General features: G+C 27.0%; 21 protein-coding genes and 1 tRNA gene. 14 read left to right on the forward strand and 8 right to left on the reverse strand.

Translation table 11 applies throughout. The annotated features are described in order from the left end of the window. Window positions 1-9 precede the first annotated feature (9 nt). The gene (gene mfd / locus ACPKM0_RS06385; protein WP_472474399.1) at window positions 10-3,309 is read right to left on the reverse strand and encodes a transcription-repair coupling factor; all 3,300 of its coding nucleotides are present in this window, start codon (window positions 3,307-3,309) and stop codon (window positions 10-12) included. Between the two features lie 56 nt (window positions 3,310-3,365). On the opposite strand from mfd, the gene ACPKM0_RS06390 reads away from it, so the two are divergent. Next, on the forward strand, window positions 3,366-4,184 hold the full coding sequence (locus tag ACPKM0_RS06390) for an inositol monophosphatase family protein (protein WP_472474401.1): 819 nt from the start codon (window positions 3,366-3,368) through the stop codon (window positions 4,182-4,184). On the opposite strand, the gene ACPKM0_RS06395 is transcribed toward ACPKM0_RS06390, so the two are convergent. Continuing rightward, window positions 4,181-4,876, reverse strand: a complete 696-nt coding sequence (locus tag ACPKM0_RS06395) for a queuosine precursor transporter (protein WP_472474403.1) — start codon at window positions 4,874-4,876, stop codon at window positions 4,181-4,183. The genes ACPKM0_RS06390 and ACPKM0_RS06395 overlap by 4 nt on opposite strands. 135 nt (window positions 4,877-5,011) lie before the next feature. Further along, the gene (locus tag ACPKM0_RS06400; protein ID WP_472474405.1) at window positions 5,012-5,989 is read right to left on the reverse strand and encodes a 2-hydroxyacid dehydrogenase; all 978 of its coding nucleotides are present in this window, start codon (window positions 5,987-5,989) and stop codon (window positions 5,012-5,014) included. A 173-nt stretch (window positions 5,990-6,162) separates the two neighbouring features. On the opposite strand from ACPKM0_RS06400, the gene ACPKM0_RS06405 reads away from it, so the two are divergent. Then, window positions 6,163-6,244: transfer RNA gene (locus tag ACPKM0_RS06405), tRNA-Tyr, on the forward strand. Between the two features lie 89 nt (window positions 6,245-6,333). Here the strand turns inward: ACPKM0_RS06405 and ACPKM0_RS06410 are convergent. Continuing rightward, window positions 6,334-6,993: an IclR family transcriptional regulator gene (locus ACPKM0_RS06410; protein WP_472474407.1), complete on the reverse strand. Its 660-nt coding sequence runs from the start codon at window positions 6,991-6,993 to the stop codon at window positions 6,334-6,336. Between the two features lie 260 nt (window positions 6,994-7,253). On the opposite strand from ACPKM0_RS06410, the gene ACPKM0_RS06415 reads away from it, so the two are divergent. The 4 genes from ACPKM0_RS06415 to ACPKM0_RS06430 all read left to right on the forward strand — a co-directional run bounded on the left by ACPKM0_RS06415 (window position 7,254) and on the right by ACPKM0_RS06430 (window position 10,620). After that, window positions 7,254-7,892: a flavodoxin family protein gene (locus ACPKM0_RS06415; RefSeq protein ID WP_472474409.1), complete on the forward strand. Its 639-nt coding sequence runs from the start codon at window positions 7,254-7,256 to the stop codon at window positions 7,890-7,892. A 94-nt stretch (window positions 7,893-7,986) separates the two neighbouring features. Beyond that, window positions 7,987-8,445 (forward strand): thioredoxin-dependent thiol peroxidase, encoded by a 459-nt coding sequence (bcp, locus tag ACPKM0_RS06420; protein WP_472474411.1) that lies wholly within the window; start codon window positions 7,987-7,989, stop codon window positions 8,443-8,445. Between the two features lie 176 nt (window positions 8,446-8,621). Further along, window positions 8,622-8,804, forward strand: a complete 183-nt coding sequence (locus ACPKM0_RS06425) for a hypothetical protein (RefSeq protein ID WP_472474413.1) — start codon at window positions 8,622-8,624, stop codon at window positions 8,802-8,804. A gap of 511 nt (window positions 8,805-9,315) precedes the next feature. Then, window positions 9,316-10,620 carry an ATP-binding protein gene (locus ACPKM0_RS06430; protein ID WP_472474415.1) on the forward strand — a complete coding sequence of 435 codons (1,305 nt, stop codon included), beginning with the start codon at window positions 9,316-9,318 and terminating at the stop codon, window positions 10,618-10,620. Between the two features lie 154 nt (window positions 10,621-10,774). Here the strand turns inward: ACPKM0_RS06430 and ACPKM0_RS06435 are convergent, their stop codons facing one another. Next, window positions 10,775-11,239 (reverse strand): nucleoside-triphosphatase, encoded by a 465-nt coding sequence (locus ACPKM0_RS06435; RefSeq protein WP_472474417.1) that lies wholly within the window; start codon window positions 11,237-11,239, stop codon window positions 10,775-10,777. A gap of 9 nt (window positions 11,240-11,248) precedes the next feature. Then, window positions 11,249-11,902 carry a hypothetical protein gene (locus tag ACPKM0_RS06440; RefSeq protein WP_472474419.1) on the reverse strand — a complete coding sequence of 218 codons (654 nt, stop codon included), beginning with the start codon at window positions 11,900-11,902 and terminating at the stop codon, window positions 11,249-11,251. Between the two features lie 166 nt (window positions 11,903-12,068). On the opposite strand from ACPKM0_RS06440, the gene ACPKM0_RS06445 reads away from it, so the two are divergent. Both ACPKM0_RS06445 and nrdR read left to right on the forward strand, forming a co-directional pair. After that, the gene (locus ACPKM0_RS06445; protein ID WP_472474421.1) at window positions 12,069-12,914 is read left to right on the forward strand and encodes a deoxyribonuclease IV; all 846 of its coding nucleotides are present in this window, start codon (window positions 12,069-12,071) and stop codon (window positions 12,912-12,914) included. Between the two features lie 110 nt (window positions 12,915-13,024). After that, window positions 13,025-13,492: a transcriptional regulator NrdR gene (gene nrdR, locus ACPKM0_RS06450; protein ID WP_472474423.1), complete on the forward strand. Its 468-nt coding sequence runs from the start codon at window positions 13,025-13,027 to the stop codon at window positions 13,490-13,492. Here the strand turns inward: nrdR and ACPKM0_RS06455 are convergent, their stop codons facing one another. Continuing rightward, window positions 13,493-14,662 carry a deoxyguanosinetriphosphate triphosphohydrolase family protein gene (locus ACPKM0_RS06455; protein ID WP_472474425.1) on the reverse strand — a complete coding sequence of 390 codons (1,170 nt, stop codon included), beginning with the start codon at window positions 14,660-14,662 and terminating at the stop codon, window positions 13,493-13,495. A gap of 67 nt (window positions 14,663-14,729) precedes the next feature. Between ACPKM0_RS06455 and ACPKM0_RS06460 the strand changes: the two genes are divergently transcribed. Genes ACPKM0_RS06460 through ACPKM0_RS06485 form a run of 6 tightly spaced genes read left to right on the forward strand, consistent with a single transcriptional unit; the run spans window position 14,730 to window position 21,559 of the window. Then, complete coding sequence (locus ACPKM0_RS06460; protein ID WP_472474427.1) at window positions 14,730-15,239, forward strand: hypothetical protein; 510 nt, start codon at window positions 14,730-14,732, stop codon at window positions 15,237-15,239. Next, on the forward strand, window positions 15,239-15,748 hold the full coding sequence (locus ACPKM0_RS06465; RefSeq protein WP_472474429.1) for a shikimate kinase: 510 nt from the start codon (window positions 15,239-15,241) through the stop codon (window positions 15,746-15,748). The genes ACPKM0_RS06460 and ACPKM0_RS06465 overlap by 1 nt, the downstream gene beginning before the upstream one ends. After that, window positions 15,748-16,818, forward strand: a complete 1,071-nt coding sequence (aroC, locus tag ACPKM0_RS06470; RefSeq protein ID WP_472474431.1) for a chorismate synthase — start codon at window positions 15,748-15,750, stop codon at window positions 16,816-16,818. The genes ACPKM0_RS06465 and aroC overlap by 1 nt, the downstream gene beginning before the upstream one ends. Beyond that, a complete protein-coding gene (locus ACPKM0_RS06475) occupies window positions 16,819-18,738 on the forward strand; it encodes a DNA repair helicase XPB (protein ID WP_472474434.1) in 1,920 nt (639 codons plus the stop codon). It begins immediately after the preceding gene. Between the two features lie 20 nt (window positions 18,739-18,758). After that, window positions 18,759-20,792, forward strand: a complete 2,034-nt coding sequence (locus ACPKM0_RS06480) for a hypothetical protein (RefSeq protein ID WP_472474436.1) — start codon at window positions 18,759-18,761, stop codon at window positions 20,790-20,792. An 8-nt stretch (window positions 20,793-20,800) separates the two neighbouring features. Beyond that, window positions 20,801-21,559 carry a fumarylacetoacetate hydrolase family protein gene (locus tag ACPKM0_RS06485; RefSeq protein WP_472474438.1) on the forward strand — a complete coding sequence of 253 codons (759 nt, stop codon included), beginning with the start codon at window positions 20,801-20,803 and terminating at the stop codon, window positions 21,557-21,559. Window positions 21,560-21,594: 35 nt separating this feature from the next. On the opposite strand, the gene aroE is transcribed toward ACPKM0_RS06485, so the two are convergent. Then, the gene (gene aroE, locus ACPKM0_RS06490; protein WP_472474440.1) at window positions 21,595-23,082 is read right to left on the reverse strand and encodes a shikimate dehydrogenase; all 1,488 of its coding nucleotides are present in this window, start codon (window positions 23,080-23,082) and stop codon (window positions 21,595-21,597) included. Between the last annotated feature and the right edge of the window lie 77 nt (window positions 23,083-23,159).

Genomic DNA, 23,159 nt, shown 5'->3' on the forward strand with positions numbered 1-23,159 from the left:
GTTATTCCTCTATAATAATCTTTGAAGCATTTCTAATATAAATAGGCTTTTATCTTTTAAAGATATTGCTTCAGTCTTTAATTTTATATATTCAGGTTTTTTGGTATCGTATGTCACTGCCCCATTACAATTTGGTAACAATCTTAATAATTTTTCTCCATTAATATATTTGATTGCTCTAAATTTTGCTAGCACATTTCCCTTTCTTTCTGTTAAATGTATAATTTTTAATTTCCTACAAACTATTTTTAATTCTGCAATATTTATTAAATTAACTACTTCTTCAGGCATTGTACCGAATCTATCAGTTAATTCACTATTTAACATATCAAGTTCTTCATCATTTTGTACTGTTGCAATTTTCTTATATATTTCAAATTTTACAGAAGGTGCTTTAATATATTCATCAGGAATAAAACCTGTATAATCTAATTCTAAGAATACTTCTTTATCTAAATCATCTTGATTATTGCTTCTAAGTTCATTAATAGCTTCATCTAATATTCTAATATACATATCTAAACCAACTGAAGCTAATTGTCCGCTCTGCTCCTTACCTAATAAGTTACCAGCTCCTCTTATCTCCATATCTCGCATTGATACTTTAAAGCCTGCACCAAGCCCTGTATTTTCTCCTATAGTTTTTAACCTTTTTACAGCAATTTCGCTAAGTGCTTTATCTGCGGGATATAATAGATAAGCATATGCTTTATTATCAGATCTTCCAACCCGGCCTCTTAATTGATAAAGCTGTGCTATTCCATACATATCAGCTCTATCTATAATGATTGTATTTACATTAGGGATATCAATACCATTTTCAATAATAGTTGTTGAAACTAATACTTGAATACCTTCATGAACAAAACGTCTCATAGTATCTTCTAAGTCTTTAGGTTTCATTTGTCCATGAGCAGATTCTATAATTAATTCTGGCATTAATTCACTTAGCATTGATACAACAGCATCTAAAGATTCAACACGATTATGTAAGTAAAAAACTTGTCCACCTCTATTAATTTCCTTTCTAATAGCTTCTACTACTGTTTTAATATCAAATTCTTCGATTTTAGTTTCAATAGGTTGTCTTGCTATAGGAGGTGTGGATAATAAAGACATATCTCTTATTTTTAATAAAGACATATATAATGTTCTTGGAATTGGAGTAGCGGATAAAGCTAAAGAATCAATACTATTTCTTAATGTTTTAATTTTTTCTTTATCTTTAACACCAAAACGTTGTTCTTCATCAATAATTAAAAGCCCTAAATCTTTATAAATAATATCCTTAGATAAAATTCTATGAGTTCCAAAAAGCACATCAATTTTACCATCTATTAAAGAAACTAATGTTTTCTTTTGTTGTGCTCTAGGAATTACCCTTGAAAGCAATGCAACATTAATTGGAAAATCCTTAACTCTTTCTACAAAATTATTATAATGCTGTTCTGCTAAAATTGTAGTTGGCGCTAAAAAAGCAACTTGTTTATTACTTAGAACAGCTTTAAAGGCTGCTCTAAATGCGATTTCAGTTTTACCAAATCCAACATCACCACAAACTAATCTATCCATTACAGCATTGCTTTCCATATCTACTTTTATATCATCAATACAATTTAATTGATCAGTTGTTTCTTGATATGGGAATAGAGCTTCGAACTGAAGTTGCATATCATTATCTTTATCATATGGGAAACCAATAGAAGCTTTTCTTTTTGCATATAGTTCAATTAGATATTTTGCTAATTTTTCTGCATTAACCCTAGCTTTTGCTTTTTTCTTTTCCCATACTGCAGAACCAATTTTATCAAGTTTTGGATTAGTTGAAGAAGAGCCTATATATCTTTGAACTAAATTTGCTTGTTCAATTGGCACATAAATATTATCACCATTAGCATAAGCTATTTTAATATAATCTCTTTCTCTATCAAAAGATTTTACTCTATCAATCTTTATAAATTTACCAACACCATAATTTACATGAACTACAAAATCTCCTTCATGTAGATCTACAAAAGAATCTAGTGGAGAACTTTTAGTATGTTGGAGAGTTTTTATTATTTGCTTCCTTCTTCCAAAGATTTCGCTCTCACAAATTGCAATTAATTTAATAGACGGGATTGAAAATCCTCTTGAGATTTCATAATCCATATATTTTATTTGATTAAAACTTATAAGCATTTGTTTTAGTCTTTGTTTCTGGATATTATTACTAGTGAATATATAGACAGTCCAGTTTGATTTATACATGTCTTTTAATTCACTTTTTAATCTAGTAAAGTCACCAAAATAAGATCTAGGACCTTCAACATCGAAACTAAAAGCATTTGTTTTATCATTTACTATATCGACTAAAGTAAGTTTATTATCGACTTCATTATAAAATTTATCAAAATCAAATAATACTTCATTAAATGATGGGACATTTTTATCTATATGATAAGCTTCCCTATATAAGCTTTTTGCTTCACTTACTAAACTTTTATAACTCGTTTTTAATCTTAAATCACCAATAAAACTAAAATAATCTTTTTCTCTAAAATAAGAATCTATTTTTGAGAACTTAATATCAGAATCATTCTCATCTAATAAAGGGATAGTAATTTTATTTATTATTTCTTTAGTTTCTTGCGTAAGGGAATCAAAGACTGCTATTTTTTCAACTTCGTCCCAATCTGCATATATTCTTATTGGATTATCAAATGAAAATGGATATATATCTACAACTTCACCTCTAAGAGTAAATTCACCAGGCATTGTTGTACTTACGACCCTAGTATAACCTGCATCACTAAAGACTGTGGCTATATTCATCGGTTCAAACTTGTCATTATTTTTAATTGTAAAAGATGTATTGTTTAAGGTTTGTTGGCTTACAACTTCAGTTGCAAAAGCTCTTAAGTGAGTTACAATAATTGATTCTTTATAATCATCGATTCTTGAAAGAGCTTCTAGCTGAGTATATTCATTTTTTCCACTTTCAAAATTACTATATAGTTTTTTACCATTTGAAGGTAAATAAAGAATTGGAACTTCCCTATTGTACTTATCTAAAATACTAGAATTTTCTTTATCTTTAGAAAGAATACCAAAATCCTTTAATAAATTTTTAGCACTATCTTCAGTTGGACATATTACCCATACTCGATTTTTACGACTTCTATAAATTCTCCTAATAAATTGAGATAGAACAAAACCATCTAATGATGTAATTCTTAGATTCTTTTCACCTTTATTTAAAGCTTTAATCGCCATAGAAGTTTTTAAGTATTGTTGTATTTTATCAGTTATATTATTATTATTTTCCATAAGATGTTTTACATTATCATATTTAAATAATCAAATACAAGAAATAAGGAATACTAATGAGTAAAATTCTTTTAAGTAAAATTAAATTAGATGAACTATATAGAGAAACAATAACTTTAGCAGCATATGCAAAAAACATGCAAAAAGATATTATTAGGTATTATAAAGAAGATGGATCAGTTCTAACAAAAACAGATACAGAAATTTCTAAAAGAATAATTGAGAAAGTGAATACCTTATTCCCTGAGTGCAATATCATTAGTGAAGAAAACATAACTCCTTTTAATAGAGAAGCTCCATTTACCTTTATTTTAGATCCAATAGATGGAACTGATATTTATTCACAAGGACTACCCTCTTTTGCTATATCAATTGGAATATTAAATAAAGAAAGAGAAGCAGTAGGAGCAATTATAATTGCACCTAGATTTGGAATTGGCAAAGAAGAATTAAGAGTTAGATTAGATCCTTATAAAGACTTATATATAGATGATATGCCATATAATAATATTCAGCTTAGTGATTTCCCAAAACAAATTACTATTAGTTCTAAATTGCAAAAACAAATTAATTTTGATAATTATAAAGGGAAATTTAGGACTTTTGGATCTTCAATTTTACAAATATTAGCACCAGCAATATTTTCTAACATATCCGGTTGTATTAATCAAAGAGCTTTTGCTTGGGATATCGCTTCATCACATGCTGTATTAAATAAATTAAATATCAAAATGGTATACCCTAATAAAGAAGAAATTATATATGATGATGATTTATTAATTAATAGAAAATTAACTAAAGATATAATCTATTGTGGTAGTGAAAAAGGTATAGATATACTTATTGAAACACTACCACAAAAAGTAAAAAATTAATTTATAGAAGTATTAATTTTCCCCTCATCAAACCATTTTTTTGCCAAATAAATGAATGGAGTATCTAATATTGCCACAACCCATTTTAGAATATATGTTGAAATAACAATTTCAATTAATATATCCATTTCAAAAACTCCATAAAAAGCAATTAATGTAAAAATAATTGAATCTATTAATTGTGAAACAAAAGTTGAAGCATTATTTCTTAACCAAATCATTTTAGTAGAAGGAAATTTCTTCTTCCAAAATTCATATGCAATAATATCATGATGATTACTAATAAAATATGCAATTAATGAAGCTATCATTATCCTAGGCATAAATGAAAAAATATTTACCATAGAATCCTGAACAAAATCAGATGGAGCTGGATTAAACATAATTGCAAGTTGCATCATTATAGTCATTGATATTAGAGCAAAAAAGCCAATACCTATAGCTTTTCTACTTTCTTTTTTTGAGAAACATTCACTTAAGATATCAGTAACTAAAAAACCTGAAGCATACACTATATTACCTAAAGTAGCTTCTAATCCAAACAGATTCACAGTTTTAGTAACTTGAATATTTGCGACAATTACAGAAATTGGGACCCAAAGATATAAACCAAGTTTACCCCAAATACGATATGCAATTAAAATTGCACCAAAATTGATTATGAGCATAACAACCCATAACATTTCATTCATAAAAATACCTCACTTAGATAGAATAGCCGAAAGCTTTGCTTTCCTACGCCGAGATAATACTTATCCGGTCCAAGCGCACTAATGTGCTTTGTGAATATATCACAAATATATAAATTAATTAAAGTATAAATTTGATTAATTTACCAAATTTATTAATTTTTCACCTTTCTTATAACTTTCAATATTGTCCATAGTTGTTTTAGCTATGTTATTTAAAGCTTCTTCTGTTAAAAAAGCTTGGTGACTTGTTACAATTACATTAGGCATAGAAATCAATAACATTAAGGTATCATCATCTAATACATTTTCACTTTGATCCTCAAAGAATAGACCCGCTTCCTCTTCATAAACGTCTAATGCTGCTGAACCTATCTTTCTACTTCTAATGCCATTTAATAAGGCATTAGCATCGACTAGAGCACCTCTAGATGTATTTACAATTACAACACCATCTTTCATGATTTTAATTGTTTCTTCATTAACCATATGCATAGTGTCTTTGGTCAAAGGACAGTGAAAACTTATTATATCTGATTTTCTGCATAATGTTTCAAAATCAACATATTCAACATCTAAACCTTCAGCTGGATATGGATCATACGCTAGGACTTTCATTTTAAAACCCTTTGCAATATCAATAAAAACTCGACCAATTTTTCCTGTACCAACAACACCAATTGTTTTATTAAATAAATCAAAGCCGACCAAACCATTAAGTGAAAAATTAAATTCTCTAGTTCTTACATAACTATGATTAATCTTTCTAACTGAAGCTAATAACAAAGCCATAGCATGTTCAGCTACTGCATAAGGTGAATAAGCTGGAACTCTTACTACTTTTAAACCTTTCTCATTAGCGCTTTTTATATTTACATTATTATAACCGGCAGATCTCATTGCTAATAACTTAACTCCTAAATCTGCAATTCCTTTTATAACTCTTTTATCCAATTCATCATTAACAAAAGCAATAACTACTTCAAAACCCTTAACTAAGAAATAATTCTTAGCATTAAGTCTAGATTCGAAATATACAATTTCATCTTCATTGCTTTTATATTTTTCAAACCATTTTTTATCATATTTTTTTGTATCAAAAAATGCTATCTTCATATCATTACTCCTTTACAAAATGTTTGTTAGTGTTAACATTTTAACCAATAAACACTTTTATAGCAATAGAGACCCAACAAACTTAAAAAAATTACAACTTTTTTAACTATTTTTCTAAAAGTGGTTGACTATATTTCCATTCTGTTCTAAATTCCTACTTGTGTTTGACACATGGGGAGGTTCCCGAGCGGTCAAAGGGGGCAGACTGTAAATCTGTTGGCTCAGCCTTCGAAGGTTCGAATCCTTCTCTCCCCACTAACTTCTTTCTTAATTGAAAGAAGTTTTTTTTCTTAAAAGTTATAAAAATCTATTCTCATATTCTATTTTAATCATTTTACTAATATTTATTTTAATATATGTTCTTCTAAATTTAATTCTAACATTGTTTTTATAAATATATTATATACGTCTTCCATATTATCTTTTAAAAATCGATTACTAGGTCCTGATAGAGCAACACAACCCAATATTTCATTACCCACCATAAATGGAGCTGCAAAACAATTAAGGCCAACTTCAACTTCTTCTAAATCAGTAGCATATTTAATATTATTTTGATAGTTTTTATAAATTTTAGTAACAGCTGATTTATCACTTAAAGATACAAACCTTTCATCATCTAAAACAACTTTTAGAGAATGCTTTGATTGAACATAATCATAATAGTAATATTTTTCTTGAGTTTTAATCTCAAAATATGCCGTTTCCCCTATTTTATCAACTAAAAGAGAAAGAAGTTTATGGATAGTTTCTTTTCTATCAGATTGAAGGTCATAACAAATTCCCAACTTCAAACAATTAATTCCTAAGGAATAATCAAGACCTTTATTTACTCTAGTTAAATATCCAGTATGTTCTAAGGTCTTTAATAGACCAAATACAGTAGATTTATTTAAGTTAGTAAATTCACAAATATCTTTTAATCTAACACAACCTTTTTCTGAAACGAAATTCAATATACTCATTGCCCTTGTAATTGATTGTATATATTTATTATCACTCATAGATTATCTCCAACCAAGTTATTTAAAACCTGTTACTTTATTGCTTTTTCTAAACTAAGTTTATCATTATCATACTTGATATGATAAAAATTGAATGAAAATATTCTAATTAACATTAAAAGTTCATCAATAATAAACTTTTATATAAAATTTTACAATATATACTATAATAGCAAATATATTATTGACATACAATCCTTTTCCTCTTATGATTCCCAAATCATAAATCTTAAGATAATTATAAATGGAGAAAATAAGTTATGAAAGTTTTAGCAATAAATGGCAGTTCAAGAAATAACGGAAATACTGCTTTTGGCATTCAGCTTATGAAAGAAGAATTAAAAAAAGAAAACATTGAAGTTGAAGTTATAAATATAGGTAATAAAGCAATACATCAATGTATAGATTGTAAACGTTGTTTTAAAGAAAAAGACGGTGAATGTGTATTTTCTGATGATATAGTAAATGATATATTTAAAAAGTTTAAAGAGTGTGATGGATTAATAATAGGTTCACCTATTCATTTTGCGGGAATGGCTGGAGGATTAAAAGCAGCTCTTGATAGATTATTTTATATAAATATAGCAATGGGTAACCAATTAAGACATAAAGTTGGCTGTTCCTTTGGTGCTGTAAGAAGAGCTGGTGGAATTCCTGCTAATAATCAAATGAATCAATACCTTCAATATGCCGAAATGATAATTCCGACTTCAAACTATTGGAATGTTATATATGGTCACGCTAAAGGAGATTCAGAACAAGATGATGAAGGAGTTAGAATTCTAAAAAATTTAGCTCAAAATATGGCTTGGACAATGAAACTTGTTCAAAGTGGTAAAATAAATAACATAAATGAACCTGATGAAATAAAAAGTCCTTTAACTAGCATGATTCGATAAATAATAATATTTTCTTTTATATGTTTTTTAATTTGTAACAAACTCACTTGTATTTTTCTAAAACTAAATTATTATTAAATTAGAGGAGATACATATGGCTTATTTAGAAAAAAATACAGATGCTATTGATTTTGAATTACCTAATAAAAATGGTGATTTAATTAAATTAAGTGATTATAAAGGTAAAAAAATAATTTTATATTTTTATCCTAAAGATAATACAAAAGGATGTACTTTAGAAGCTATTGATTTTAAAGCAAACTTAGAAGAATTCAAAAATAAAAATGCTGTAGTTTTAGGCATAAGTAAAGATAGTGTAAAGTCTCATTGCAATTTCAGTGATAAATATGAATTAAATTTTGATATTTTAAGTGATGTTGAATCTGAGGTTATTAAAAAATATGGAGTTTGGCAACTTAAAAAAAACTACGGGAGAGAATACTTTGGAATTGTTAGAACAACATATATAATAGATGAAGACTTCAAAATTAAAGAAATTTACAAAGTCACAAAGGTAAAAGATCATGTAAATAAAATATTAGCTAATCTTTAATAATTTAAATAGTTTTTATTTTCAAATATTATTTATTATGAAAGAATTAGAAAAAACACACACAATCTTCATAAAAAAGCTAAAAAACAGTTATTTTTATGCTTTTTTTAGCATTTTCATTTGCTTTTTAAAATTTGTATGGTAAAATTTTTATATATATTTTATGGAGGTTCTTAATGACAACACATGAACAATTATTAAAGAGTTTCGAAGATTATCAAGCTGAAAATGCTAAATTCTCTGAAAAAGGCGTAAAAGTATCTGCAGCTCGTGCACGTAAAGCACTATCTGAAATTTCTAACTTATGCAAATTACGCAGAAAAGAAATTATGGAAGAGAAAAACGAAATGTCTAAATAATAATAATTTATTATAAGAGTGAAAAATCCCACGATAGTGGGATTTTTTATTGCCCATATAATAAATTCAAAATTTACACAGAGATTTTACCATTATTAAGGCTTCTATCTAATGAAAAAATAATAGTTATATTTTTATATGATATTTTTTCTATAACTTATATAAGGCTCTTTATTTCTTTTTATAATCTATTTAAACGTTATGGTTTGCCATAAGCTCTTATTATAAAAGCTATAATGATTTCTCTATTTTTTAGTACACTTTTTTTGTTTTTTTGTGAATAGTAACACGCCTATAATAGTATCAACTATAAATATTTAATCATTATTGTATCAGGCGAATAAAAAAAAATTGTTACAATTTGCTCTAATCATTTATACATCTTTAGATTATTCGTGGGAAAAAATGTAAAGTTATAACACTTATTCGTGGGAAAAAATGTATAAAATTACACTTCTTCGTTGTAAAAAATGTAATATGCAATTATAATACATTTAGAAGAGAGTTTAATATGTACAGAAATGCAATAAATAATTTAATTAATTGGAAAAATAATAAACAAAAAAAACCATTAATAATTAAAGGTGCTAGACAAGTAGGTAAAACTTGGTTAATGAAATATTTTGGAAAAGAATTTTATCAAAATACTATATATATAAATTTTGAAAACAATCCTCAATTAATAGAAATATTTAATAATGATATGAAAATAGATAGAATAATTTTAGCTTTAGAAATTTATTCTAATCAAAAAATTGATTGTAATAATACATTAATAATTTTCGATGAAATACAAGAGGCTCCTAAAGCATTAACTTCTCTAAAATATTTTCATGAAAATGCACCAGAATATCAAATAGTTTGTGCTGGCTCATTATTAGGAGTTGCTTTGCATGAAAGTTCTTCATTCCCTGTTGGAAAAGTAGAATTTTTAGATTTATATCCTTTAAGTTTTGAAGAGTTCTTAATAGCTATTGACGAAACTTCATTAATTAAACTAATTCATAATTTAGATTTTGATTTAGCCTCAACTTTTAAATCATCGTATATAGATTTTTTAAAACAATACTATCTAGTTGGAGGGATGCCTGAAGTTGTAAATGACTTTGTACTAAATAGAGACTTTAAACGAGTAAAAGAAATTCAAAAACAAATTTTACTTTCTTATGAGCAAGATTTTTCAAAACATGCTCCCACTAATGTTGTTCCAAAAATAAGAATGATTTGGAATAATATTCCTTCCCAATTATCAAAAGAAAATAAAAAATATATATATGGAAATATTAAAAAAGGAGCACGTGCAAAAGAATTTGAAAGTGCTATTTTATGGTTAAAAGACTGTGGATTAATATATCAAATTTATAGAGTAAATAAATTAGAATTACCTTTAAATTCATATATTGATTTAAAAGCTTTTAAATTATTTATTTTAGATGTTGGTTTATTATCATGTATAACAAATTTAAGCCCAACTATTATATTAAACAAAAATGAAGTATTTAATCAATTTAAAGGAGCATTAACAGAACAATATGTATTACAACAATTAAAGCAAATATCTTCGATTAACACTTTTTATTGGACTAATGATAAAAATTCAGCTGAAATTGATTTTTTAATTGATAATGGAGAAACTATAGTACCCATAGAAGTAATAGCTGAGGTAAATTTGAAGGCAAAAAGTTTAAAAACTTTTTCACAAAAATACAATCCACAATATTCTATTAGAACTTCAATGGCTGACTACAAACAAGAAGATTGGCTTATAAATTTACCTCTTTGGAGTATTTTCGAAATTGATAAAATTATTAAATAAACAAACCATTTTCATATTTTATATTTAGAGAATATTCAGTTTTCTTACTAAATATTTCAAAAATAATGATATCAATAAATTGAACAAAAATAAAAAAAGGAGAAATACTAAATTCCCCCTTATTTATTATTTTCCAATTTAAAAATAACTTTTTTTAAACTCTAATTATTTCAACATTTTCGAATTTATATTTCTCAATAACTCTTTCAACGAATACATCTCTAACGCATAAAATCAAATCATAATTTAAATCAATCAACTTTAAAATTGTTTGATTATATCCTGACCCATTTAATTCTAATAATCCAACTTCATCTAAAGCAATAAAATCAATTTGATCTTCTATTTCATTTATCTGGTTAAAAAGAACAGTAGAACATTTTTCAAAAGAATTATCGATTATATAGTATTGCCCTATTCTCTCTTTCGTTTCAATAAATTCATTTTGCATTATATGGAAAAGCTCATTAGAATAAATATTTCTTAAATAATAATTATTCTTTTCATTATCACTTTCACAAATATAACCTAAATACTTTTCATTACTTTTTTCTAGTATACTTTTTAAAGTAGTTGTTTTTGAAGAATTTTTAGCTCCAGAAATAATTTTAACTTTCATATATTTTAATTAAGATAAAAATGATTGAAGCTCATCAAAAGCTTTCATTGAATCTTCCCTTTTAATAACAAAAGTCAGTTCATTTTTTGTTGAAACAATCTCAATTACATTAATTTTTTCCCAAGCTAATTTTCTAACTGCTTCATAAACTATTCCAGGAGTTTGTAAGAAATTACCTGAAAAAACTAATGATAAAGCAACTAAGTCTTCCATTTTATGGAGGATTTCTTCTTCTTGAGCTAATTGTTCTAATAAATCTTTATATTTTTCACTAATTGCAACAGATATTTCATGACTTCCAAGCGATACATTTAAAAAATCACCTTTATCAGTTGAAACTTCATTATACAACTGAGATAATTTAGATAAGAATTTATCATTTCTAACAATGTTTAAATCATAAATCTTAGTCTTCATTATTATTTCATAATCAACATCACTTTTATTTTCATTTTTTTCTCTAGCTCTTAATTCATCTCCGTAACGACGAATAGCCATTACAATAGCACTATGCTTCACACTTTTATTATAACTATTTTCAACATCTTCTTTAATAGAAGTAGCATAATTACTATATGATAAAATCCCTTTTACTAACATCTCATTTATAAAGGGTGTTTTATCTATTATCTTTTTTACACAACTGCTTACAGACTCTGCCATACGTCCTCCATTAATTTATGTTAATATAATCACATATTGTATAAAATTGCAACACTTATATACTATTTTTGACAATTATTATATAATATCCTATATATAAATACAAAAAGCTTTAATTATAACAGCTAAACTAGTAGTTTATAATTAACTACATAAAGGATAATAAATGAAAAATACAATAATTGGGCCACATTTAAGTAACTCAAAAGGCTTTGTTAATATAATAAAAGAAGCAAAAAAAATAAATGCTAATACATTTCAATTTTTTACCAGAAACCCAAGAGGAACTAAAATTAAAAAAGTTGATTTAAAAGATATTGAAGAATTTAAAAACGAATGGAGAGAAAAGTACAACACTCCTTTTGTAGCACATGCACCATATACATATAATTTATGTTCAAAAAACCCTGATTTAAGAGAATTAGCTCTAAAACTAATGGATGAAGATATAAAACGTTTAGATTTAATCGAATGTCCTTATTACAATTTTCATCCAGGAAGCCATACAGCACAAGGAACTGAAAAAGCTATAGATCAAATCATAGAGGCTTTAAATATTCTTATTTCAAATAATCAAAATTCTAACGTTACACTTTTATTAGAAACTATGGCAGGGAAAGGTACAGAAATAGGAAGGACCTTTAATGAATTACAAACTATTAGAAATGGTATAAATAACAAAGATAGAGTAAAAATTCTATTAGACACATGCCATGTTTTCGATGGTGGTTATGATATTAAAGACAATTTAGATAATGTTTTAGAAAATTTTGATAAAACTATAGGAATTAATAACTTAAAAGCTATCCATTTAAATGATAGTAAAAACATCCTAAATTCTCATAAAGATAGACATGAACAATTAGGAAAAGGAAATATTGGACTATTAGCTATTAACAAAATTATTTCACATCCAGTTTTAAAAAACTTACCATTTTTATTAGAAACACCTAATGACTTAGATGGGTATAAAAAAGAAATAGAATTAATAAGAGAAATGAAAGAAATATAAAAATAATATATATAGCGTTATTTTTAGTTTAAAATATAGAGTTACTTAAGTTCACACCACTAGATACAATTTGTTATATACTTTAATATGTATTAAAAACGAGGAATATTATGAGATGCCCAAATTGTCATACAGATAACGATAAAGTTATAGAATCAAGATCTAATCAAATTGGAACTTCAATTAGAAGAAGAAGAGAGTGCTTAAATTGTGGCTACAGATTTACTAGCTACGAAAAAATTGAAGAAAAAAGAATTTGTGTAATTAAAAAAGATGGCAGCGAAGAAGCTTTTGATATTAATAAAATAAAAAGAGGCATTAACAGTTGTACAGACAAGCTCAATATTGATGATGATGCAATTCAACAACTACTAGATGATATTGAACAAAACATAAGAACAAAAGCTGGGTCTAAGAGAAAAATAAAATCTTCAGAAATTGGGGAAGAAACACTCAAACAACTTTCAACTTTAAATACTGTTGCATATGTAAGATTCGCTTCTGTTTATAGAGCCTTTGAAGATATTGATCAATTTATTGAAGAAATCGAAAGATTAAACGATAAAAAGAAAAAGTAATTATTCCATATCAAACCATTTTCTAGTTATATTAGATTCAATTTCTTCGTTTAGATGTTCAGGAATTAAAATTTCTCTTGCACAATCAAGTGCAAAGTTATCACTCATTCCAGCAATATAATCAAAAATTAAGAATCTAAAATCTTCTCCTCTCTTATCATAGATTGGTAACATCTCTTTAACATGATTTCCAAATCCTATAGCTAGCATATTTTTTTCATCATTATATTTTTTTTGATTATCATAATTTTCAATCAATAATTGGTATAGATAATCATAAATTAAATTAATTAGTCTACTAAAATATTTCATATACCCATTTAACATAGGAGACTTATAAATATGCTGGTAATTATACTCTTTCATTGCAGTTACTGCTTCAAAAATATCATCACTAAATCTTATACCTTCAATATCACTTGATTTAATTAAATCATTAACTAAAGTATCTATTATCTCACTATTATTATTTCCTAATAATTTTTTAGAAATTTCTGGCATATCATTTTTATTAATAATATTTAATCTACAAGCATCTTCCCAGTCTCTACCTAGATATGCAATAGAATCACAAAATCTAACAATAGCTCCTTCATAAGTTGTAGGTAATAAGCCTTTTTTCTCTTTTATTAAATCTAGATTTTTCACTTTAAAAGTTGGTGTTATACTTTTAATAAAAGTTTCACCACAATGACTTACTATTCCATCTCTAACAGCATAGGATAGGTTCATCCCTTCCCCTTTATTAGATAAGAAATCTACAACTCGAAGAGAATGTATTTCATGTTCAAATTTATCAAAACCTTCTTTTTTCTTTAAACCACTTAAAATTACTTCTCCAACATGACCAAAAGGAGTATGCCCTAAATCATGACCAACACCTATTGCCCAAGCTAATTCTTGATTTAAGTCTAACCCTTTACACACAGTAGAAGCGATTGAAGCAACATGTAATACATGTTCTATCCTAGTGCAAATATGATCATTATTAGGAGAGAAAAAAACTTGTGTTTTATGTTTTAATCTTCTAAAAGCTGAAGAATGAATTATTGCAGTAGTATCTCGATAATAAGTACCCCTTATATCTCCTTCTCTTTTAATTTTTCTTGATTCAAGAATAGAAGTATCAATTTTACTAGCTTGGTATTCTTTCATTTTAGCTTTTTGCATTCACAAACCCTCCCGTTTATGTTATACTTTACCAATTAGGATTACCATATTAGGAGGTATTTTTGTAATGGATTATATTATTCCAACACTTACTTTTATGATTTATCTATTATCATTACTCATGATAATAAGGTTCATATTCTCCCCAGATTGGTTATCATGGATTTTCCCACTAGTTATTAACATTATTTTTGTTATATCTCAAGCTTACCAAAGCTTTGCTATTATGAAAAGTGAAAGTTTAGATTTTAACCTTTTTTCAAATTTCCCACCATTTATAACTAAAGCTAATAATGTTTACGCTGCTTTAATAATTTCTATTTTATGGTTATTAATGATTGCGTTCTTTTATAGAGCTATAAAGAAAAACAGAAAACCAAAAGATAAACGACGAGAAATAATGAAAAACAATTATTTTGGAGCACTTTACACTCAACAATTAGAGAAAAATAAGATAGAAACACAAAAAAAACTAAAAGAAGAAGAAGAAAAATATGGTTTTATCAAACCTAAAATAAATAGCCAAAATGAACAATGGACAGATTTATTTGATGATAATAAGGATATAAATAATTAATGACATACTTTTTTGCAGGAATAAAACATAGTGGTAAAAGTACACATGCTAAATTATTTGCTAAGTACAAAAATTTACCATTTTACGATTTAGATAAGTATATCGAAATGAATATAAAATATGAAAGTGTAAGACAGTTATATAGCGCTGAGGGTAAAGAGGCTTTTATGACAGCTGAATATAATTGCTTACAAAAACTACTAGATGAAAAAAAAGAAGATAAGATTATCGCATTAGGAGGTGGCATTTGTGAAAACGAACTAGCTTTTAATTTATGTGACAATTTAATCTTTCTTGATTTAGATGAAAAAGTTTTATTTGAAAGAATAAATTTTTTAGGCTTACCTCCTTTTTTAGAAGAAGATCCTAAAAATCAATTTCATCAATTATATATAAAAAGAAGACCACTATATATTGATAGAGCAAAATTGACTATTAAGCTAGACGATTTAAATATTAATGATGCTTTTGAAATTATAAAAAACGAAATTATTAATTGGGAGAAATAATGGGTAATAATTCCTTTGGAAAATTAATAAGTATTACTACTTTTGGAGAATCACATGGTAAAGCAATAGGTGTTACCATAGATGGGCTAAGGCCTAATTTTTCTCTTGATTTAGATAAAATACAATTAGAATTAGATAGAAGAAGACCTGGTGGAAATAAATTTGGTACAAAGAGAAATGAAAAAGACAAATTAAAAGTAATATCAGGTATGTATAAAGGCAAAGTCACAGGTACACCATTAACAATAATAATTGAAAATACTAATCAAATTTCAAAAGATTATAGTGAATTAGAGAAATCTTTTAGACCTTCACATGCAGATTACACATATTATAATAAATATAATATTCGTGACCCTAGAGGTGGTGGAAGATCTAGTGGTAGAGAAACTGCAACAAGAGTAATTGCAGGTGCTGTTTGTAAACAATATCTAGATTTAGAAAATATAAAAATTGAAGCCGCAACTATTCAAATAGGAAATATTAAAGCTAATAATTTAGATAAATCATACAATTGGGAAGAAAGAAATAATAATGATGCTCATTTCCCAGATAGTCAAAAAGCAACTGAAATAGAAACTTTGTTTTCAAAACTAAGAGAAGAAGGTGATAGTATTGGTGGAATAATTGAGTGCCATATATCAAATGTTCCAGTTGGCCTTGGCGAACCTACTTTTGACAAATTTGAAGCACGCCTTGCAAGTGCTATGCTTAGTCTAGGAGCTGCAAGAGGGTTTGAACTTGGTGAAGGATTTAGCTCTGCTGAATATAAAGGTTCAGAGTTTAATGATAAAATGAATAAGTTAGGATTTATTTCTAATCACAACGGTGGCACTTTAGGTGGAATTACAAACTCACAAGATATTATCTTTAGAGTTGCTTTTAAACCAACTCCTTCAATTTCTATCCCACAAGAAACAGTAGATATAAATAACAATGAAAAATTACTAGAGATAAAGGGCCGTCATGACCCTTGTATCTGCCCAAGAGCCGTAGTTGTAGTTGAAGCAATGGCTGCTTTAGTTACTTTAGATTTTATGATGGAAAAAGAATGCAGGAGGCCTTTTTAATTGAAAGATACCCCTTTAATAGTACAAAGTGACAGAACTTTACTTTTAGATGTCCACCACCCTCAATTTGAGGAGTGTAGAAATGATATATCAACTTTTTGTGACTTAATAAAAAGTCCTGAGCATATTCATACATATGCACTAACCCCAATTTCACTTTGGAATGCTGCATCTTGTAATATTGTTAGTAAGACAGTTATTGAAAAATTAGAGAAATGGTCAAAATTTCCTATAACTGATTCCATTATATTTTTTATAGATGACATTTCTTCTAGATTTGGCAAACTAGTTTTATGTGAAGATGATCGTGAAGAAAATGTAGAGAAAAAACTTAAAGAAATAAAGCAGAAAAGAACAAATGAAGAAATTGATGCTCAATTAAATGAATATTTAAGAATTAAAGCTCAAAACTCTAAGATAAAACGAGAATTATCTAAAAAGAAAAGAGAAGGAATAGAGCTAACAAAAGAAGAACAAGAACTTCTTGATTCATTAATCATTAATACTACTGTTAAAACCGATGAAGATATAAAAAATGAAGTAAAAACTTCTTTTGAAGAAGTATATTTACTAAAAATATATGATTCTCTAATCTTTAAAATTCTTGAAAATCATAGAGAATTAAATAATTTTCTATTTAAAGTTAAAGATGGTGTTTTTGCTTTGAGAAAACTTGATAGAGGTGAGATTAAAGTTAAGCTAATTGAATTAGGTTATCCTGTAGATGATAGAATACCATTAAAAAAAGGAATACCTATTGATGTTAAACTTAGGGATAAAACTCTTGAAGGGAAAGATTTTAGTATTAGAGATTATCAAGAACAAGCTGCAAGCACATTAATTGGAGAAGCTCAAGATGGCTCAGGTTATGGAACAATAGTATTACCATGCGGATCTGGAAAAACAATTATTGGTATAGATATTTTAACTAAATTATCAACAAGAACTTTAGTAATTACAACAAATGTAGCATCAGTTCATCAATGGGTTAATGAAATAGCAGACAAAACAACTTTAAGTAGAGAAGAAATTGGCGAATACACTGGTGAAAACAAATCTGCAAAAAAAGTTACTGTTTGTACATATCAAGTATTAACTTGGAGACCTGATAAAATAGGACCATTCCCACATTTTGAATTATTAACAAAAGGTGAATGGGGATTAATTATATATGATGAAGTTCACATGCTCCCTGCCCCTGTTTTTAAAGTTACTGCAGAACTTCAATCATTACACAGAGTTGGACTAACTGCAACATTAGTAAGAGAAGACCATAAAGAAGATCAAGTATTCTCTTTAGTAGGCCCAAAAAGGTATGATGTACCATGGAGTGAGTTAGAACAAAGAGGATATATTGCTGAGGCTTTTTGTAGTGAAATTAGAATCCCTCTACCGCTAGATCAAGAAGTTAAATATGCACTAGCAAAACCTAGAGAACAATTTAAGATTGCAAGTGAAAACCCTAGAAAACTAGAAGTAGTACATTCTCTATTAAAAAAACATGAAGGTGAATTTATATTGATAATTGGGCAATATTTATCTCAACTTAAAGTTGTAGCAAAAGAATTAAATACACCAATAATTACAGGCTCAACTGCAAATAAAAAAAGAGATGAATTATACTCAAAGTTCAGAAAGGGAGAAATTAAGGTTTTAGTTGTTTCAAAAGTTGCAAACTTTGCTATTGATTTACCAGATGCTTCAGTAGCTATACAACTCTCAGGAACATTTGGATCTAGAGCAGAAGAAGCACAAAGATTAGGAAGAATATTAAGACCAAAAAAAATAAGCTCTCACTTCTATTCTTTAGTTACACAAAATTCTAATGAAGAAGAATTTGCACTAAATAGACAAAAGTTCTTAGCAGAACAAGGATATAAATATTCCATAGAAATTTATGATAAAGAAGAACAAATATAGAAGGATGTTTAATTAAAAAAATGAAAAGCAACCCAGATTTTTTTAAAACTTGGTTAATAAATTTAGATAATGATAAGTTTTATTATGAGGCAAGAAATTTTTTACCAGAAACTACTACTCCATTTAATCAAGAAATAGTTAGCGAAAATTTAGTTAGTTTTTTCCTAAATGAAGAGAAAGCTAAAGCCTTATTGTCTACAATAGATTATGTAGACAGTTTACTTTTGGGGATATTCTATATCACAGAAGGAGCTTCTACTAATCAAATATTAAATTTAATCAAACCTTTTGAAAAGAAAATAGAAAGTGAAAATCATGAATTTTCATATTACACATATTTTGAAAACAATGAACAAATTGAAGCTTTTAGCTATGTATCGTTAATAGAACATATATCTAACTTAAGTAAAAGATTGTTAATCTTATCAACGGATGATAAATTTATACTTAACCCTATTTTTGGAGAAGCATTATTAGAAAAAGCTACTTTATATCCTATTTTTTCAAACAATGACACATATGATCCTAATATAAAGAAGAATATTATTAACAGTGAATTTCTTAGAGGTTATTTAAGTATTGTAAAAATAAACCCAAAGTTAACTGAATATCAAAAAAGAAATTATGTTTCACAACTTTTTCCAACATTTGAAACAGAAGAATTAATTGAAGAAACAAATAAAGTAGATAAAATCTTAGAAGAATTAGAAATATTTAAACCATTTGATACAATAGAGTATGAAATACTACAGAATTTTATTGATTTATCAAATCTAGATATTGCTATTTTATTCTTTGCACAATCAATTGCACCTTTATATGATTATTTTCAAATTACATTTTTATATGCTAGAAAAGTAATATTATTTTTACAACATTTAAAAACTTTTGATGAAAAAGCATTAACTTTTGTTTTATCTACCCAAGCAATTCGATTTGAAAATTTTGAAATAGATACATTTATTGAAAAATTACTAGAGTTAAACATAATAATAAAAAAAGAGACCACCTATCAAATAAATTCTTTTGAAAAAGCATGCGAATTGCCCCAACCTCTAATTTTTGACACTGATTTAACGGTCAAATATATTGGGGAGAGAGGTAAAAATGATATTTTATGGCGTTTTGCTTCGCTTAGTTCATACGATATACAAACTACTTATAAATTAACTAAAGAAGATTTTAGAGATGCTTTAGATAGCTCTATGCATAAAGATGAAGTAATTAATTATATAAACAACAATTGCAAAAATATTAAAAACTGTAGCGCAATTAATTATTTTGATTTAATTGAAAAACAATACAGTCAATTAAGTGTTTATGATGGAATTGTTATTCAAACAAATAAAAGAATTTCTATGATAATTGACAATCATCCAGAAATAAAAGAATTTATTTTAGCTAAATTAAGCGAAGGTGTTTATCTAATGTCTCGCGAAAATGAAGCAATTTGGACTAATTATTTAGAAAAAGCTGGTTTAATTGTTCCAAGAAGAAAAGGTGATTTAATCCAAAGTGAAACTTTTTATACAAACGAACAGTGGAGACTTAGCAACAACTACCATCTAAAAGATGATCAACTTGCAATATTTAATACTTTAGTTAATATGGAAAGTAATTTATGTAAGTTTGAAAAAACAATTCTTTACAATCCCGTATGTGAAAAAGAATTCAATTCAAGAATATTAAGAGGAAGAATAGAATTAATGGAAATTAATAAATCAGAAAAACAAGATTTATTATCAAGATTAAGGAACTCTATGATAGTTGATGAATCTCAACTAGCTCCTCTTGTATTAGAAACAGACATAAGTGCTAGTGGTTTTGAATTTAGAAGAAAAGTAAATGTATGTAAAATGGCAGGTAAAGAAGAAAATACAGTATTAAAAGTTACTTATTCTACTCATGAGTTATTATTATTAGTTGAAAAAGTAAAATCTGAAAATAGCACTGAATATTTTGTTACTGCTAAAAAACTACCAACTTTAGAAACAATAACATTACCAATTAGCAAAATATATAATGCTAAAATCATGAACTACGTAATAAAATAGGAGTAATTATGCAAATTATACGGTTTAAATATAATAACGAAACACTTTTTGGGAATTATAATTGTGATACTAATTCGATTACAATTTATGAAGGCAATCCTTTTGAAGGCTTTTTTAAAACAACCAAAGAAATAGATATTAACAAGGTAGAAATATTAACACCTTGTGATTTCTCAAAAGCAATTTGTATAGGATTAAATTACAAAGATCATGCTATTGAATTTGAACTACCTATTCCAAAAAGTCCTATTGTTTTCTTAAAACCATCAACAAGTGCTTTAGCACATAAGCAAACTGTTATTAAACCTGATATGTGTAATAGATTAGATTATGAAGCAGAATTAGCTATAGTAATTAAAAAAACTGCAAAAGATGTAAAAAAAGAAGATGTTAATGACTACATTTTAGGATACACATGTGCAAATGATATAACTGCAAGAGATTTACAACCTAAAACTGGGCAATGGACTATTGCAAAAGGTTTTGATACATTTTGCCCTTTTGGTTACGTAATTAATACAGAATTAGATCCAAGCAATTTATTAATTTCAAGCGAAGTTAATGGAAAAATTATGCAAGAATCAAATACTAGTAATTTAATATTTGATGTTCCTTTTTTAGTAAGTTACTTATCTTCAATAATGACATTACTTCCAGGAGATATCATACTAACAGGAACCCCAGGGGGGATAAGCGGTATGAAAAAAGGTGATATAGTCAAAATAAAAATTGAAGGACTACCTGATTTAGAAAATACAATAGGATAAAAAATTTGCCAATCTCAAATGATTGGCATTATTTTTTATAAATCAATTTGCACCCAATGAGGATAGTGATAACCTGTAAAAGATTCAAATTGAAGCTTTCCTTGTGCAATTAACATATCACACCCATTTATAACCTTACAATCAACATCTTGAGCTCTTTTTAATAATTTAGTATATCTAGGCTTATATACTAAATCATATACAATCATTGATTTATTTAAAGAAAAATTTTCTAAAATATCATCATCAATATATGGTCCCATTCCAACCATTGTAGTTTGAACAATTAAGTCAGTAGAATCTTCTAAAGAAGAAATATTATCAAGTTCAATATAATTACTCATAGTTTCACTTGCTAATAATTTTGCTTTTTCCAAAGTTCTATTAGCAACAGTTACTTTTACATGATGGTTTCTAAGAGCCCAAACTACTGCTCTAGCAGCCCCACCTGCTCCAATTACTAAAGCATGTTTAATTGAATTTTCATTTATTTCTTTCTCTATAGGAGCTAAAAAACCATAATAATCAGTATTTGTTCCCTTCCACATACCTTGTATTCTGGTAACAGTATTACAAGCACCTATTTGTTTAACTTCCCTAGTAATCTTACCCAAATAAGGTAAAACATCTCTTTTATGGGGAATTGTAACAGAAAAACCATGAATTTTAATTAATTCAGCAAGTTTAAAAAAGGCTCTAACTTTATCTACTAAAAAAGGTACATATATTGCATTATAATGAATAGCATCAAATCCTGGATTATGAATTTTAGGAGAATCAGTATGTAAAACAGGATTTCCAATAATTCCATACACATTCGTTCTATTATTAACCTGATCAGCTCTATATAATAGCTTTAAAGATTTTGCAGATAATTGCCCAGGAGCTAATTCTTTTTCACAAGCAAAGGTTAGCATAGAACCAATTTTTTTATAAAGGATTCTAGTACAAACTCCATAGTCACCCATGCCAATTATTATTTTTTCTTTTATATCTTTTAATTCTTCATTTATCCTAAAGAGTGTTACAACATCAACTATTGTATTAGGTGTAACAGCAATTTTAGGGATATCACCTTTTTTGGATAATTTAGTAACTAAAGAGAATAAATTAGCTGGAAGTTTTTCCATATCATGAAAAGATCTTATTATTTTTATACCTTTATGTTTTAATTCATTTTCAAAATCAAAACGAGGAGAATCATTTTCTCCTTTTATTTTTAAATCAGATTTTTTTACATCTTCTTCAATATCCACATATGAAAAATCACCTTGAAGGACAATCTCTCTAAGCTTAGTTATTCTAGCTTTATCACTTAACTTTGATGTTCCACCATCACATACGCGTCTAAATGTAGCAATCGTAGGCAAAGCACATAATCTAGGAAATATTTGAGCGCTTGCTAATTCACCTTCATCTAACAAATCTAAACGTAATTCTACCATATCAATATATGGTCTATTTCTTTCAATTTGTTTTAAGGCTTTAGTTAATGTATTTTCTGTAGTAGTAAGGCAAATCAATTAACCTCTCCTCCTGTTGTCATTAAAAACGACTATATGATAAACTCTATAATAACGGTAATAAGATTACTTATCAA

Origin of the sequence: Pleomorphochaeta sp., from assembly GCF_050031695.1 — a bacterium.
In the GTDB taxonomy this organism is placed as follows: Bacteria; Spirochaetota; Spirochaetia; order Sphaerochaetales; family Sphaerochaetaceae; genus Pleomorphochaeta.

Excerpts from the sequence above, each read along its gene's own strand:
- mfd (WP_472474399.1), bottom strand. The coding sequence starts at position 3,309 with ATGGAAAATAATAATAATATAACTGATAAAATACAACAATACTTAAAA.
- ACPKM0_RS06390 (WP_472474401.1), top strand. The coding sequence starts at position 3,366 with ATGAGTAAAATTCTTTTAAGTAAAATTAAATTAGATGAACTATATAGA.
- ACPKM0_RS06395 (WP_472474403.1), bottom strand. The coding sequence starts at position 4,876 with ATGAATGAAATGTTATGGGTTGTTATGCTCATAATCAATTTTGGTGCA.
- ACPKM0_RS06400 (WP_472474405.1), bottom strand. The coding sequence starts at position 5,989 with ATGAAGATAGCATTTTTTGATACAAAAAAATATGATAAAAAATGGTTT.
- ACPKM0_RS06410 (WP_472474407.1), bottom strand. The coding sequence starts at position 6,993 with ATGAGTGATAATAAATATATACAATCAATTACAAGGGCAATGAGTATA.
- ACPKM0_RS06415 (WP_472474409.1), top strand. The coding sequence starts at position 7,254 with ATGAAAGTTTTAGCAATAAATGGCAGTTCAAGAAATAACGGAAATACT.
- bcp (WP_472474411.1), top strand. The coding sequence starts at position 7,987 with ATGGCTTATTTAGAAAAAAATACAGATGCTATTGATTTTGAATTACCT.
- ACPKM0_RS06425 (WP_472474413.1), top strand. The coding sequence starts at position 8,622 with ATGACAACACATGAACAATTATTAAAGAGTTTCGAAGATTATCAAGCT.
- ACPKM0_RS06430 (WP_472474415.1), top strand. The coding sequence starts at position 9,316 with ATGTACAGAAATGCAATAAATAATTTAATTAATTGGAAAAATAATAAA.
- ACPKM0_RS06435 (WP_472474417.1), bottom strand. The coding sequence starts at position 11,239 with ATGAAAGTTAAAATTATTTCTGGAGCTAAAAATTCTTCAAAAACAACT.
- ACPKM0_RS06440 (WP_472474419.1), bottom strand. The coding sequence starts at position 11,902 with ATGGCAGAGTCTGTAAGCAGTTGTGTAAAAAAGATAATAGATAAAACA.
- ACPKM0_RS06445 (WP_472474421.1), top strand. The coding sequence starts at position 12,069 with ATGAAAAATACAATAATTGGGCCACATTTAAGTAACTCAAAAGGCTTT.
- nrdR (WP_472474423.1), top strand. The coding sequence starts at position 13,025 with ATGAGATGCCCAAATTGTCATACAGATAACGATAAAGTTATAGAATCA.
- ACPKM0_RS06455 (WP_472474425.1), bottom strand. The coding sequence starts at position 14,662 with ATGCAAAAAGCTAAAATGAAAGAATACCAAGCTAGTAAAATTGATACT.
- ACPKM0_RS06460 (WP_472474427.1), top strand. The coding sequence starts at position 14,730 with ATGGATTATATTATTCCAACACTTACTTTTATGATTTATCTATTATCA.
- ACPKM0_RS06465 (WP_472474429.1), top strand. The coding sequence starts at position 15,239 with ATGACATACTTTTTTGCAGGAATAAAACATAGTGGTAAAAGTACACAT.
- aroC (WP_472474431.1), top strand. The coding sequence starts at position 15,748 with ATGGGTAATAATTCCTTTGGAAAATTAATAAGTATTACTACTTTTGGA.
- ACPKM0_RS06480 (WP_472474436.1), top strand. The coding sequence starts at position 18,759 with ATGAAAAGCAACCCAGATTTTTTTAAAACTTGGTTAATAAATTTAGAT.
- ACPKM0_RS06485 (WP_472474438.1), top strand. The coding sequence starts at position 20,801 with ATGCAAATTATACGGTTTAAATATAATAACGAAACACTTTTTGGGAAT.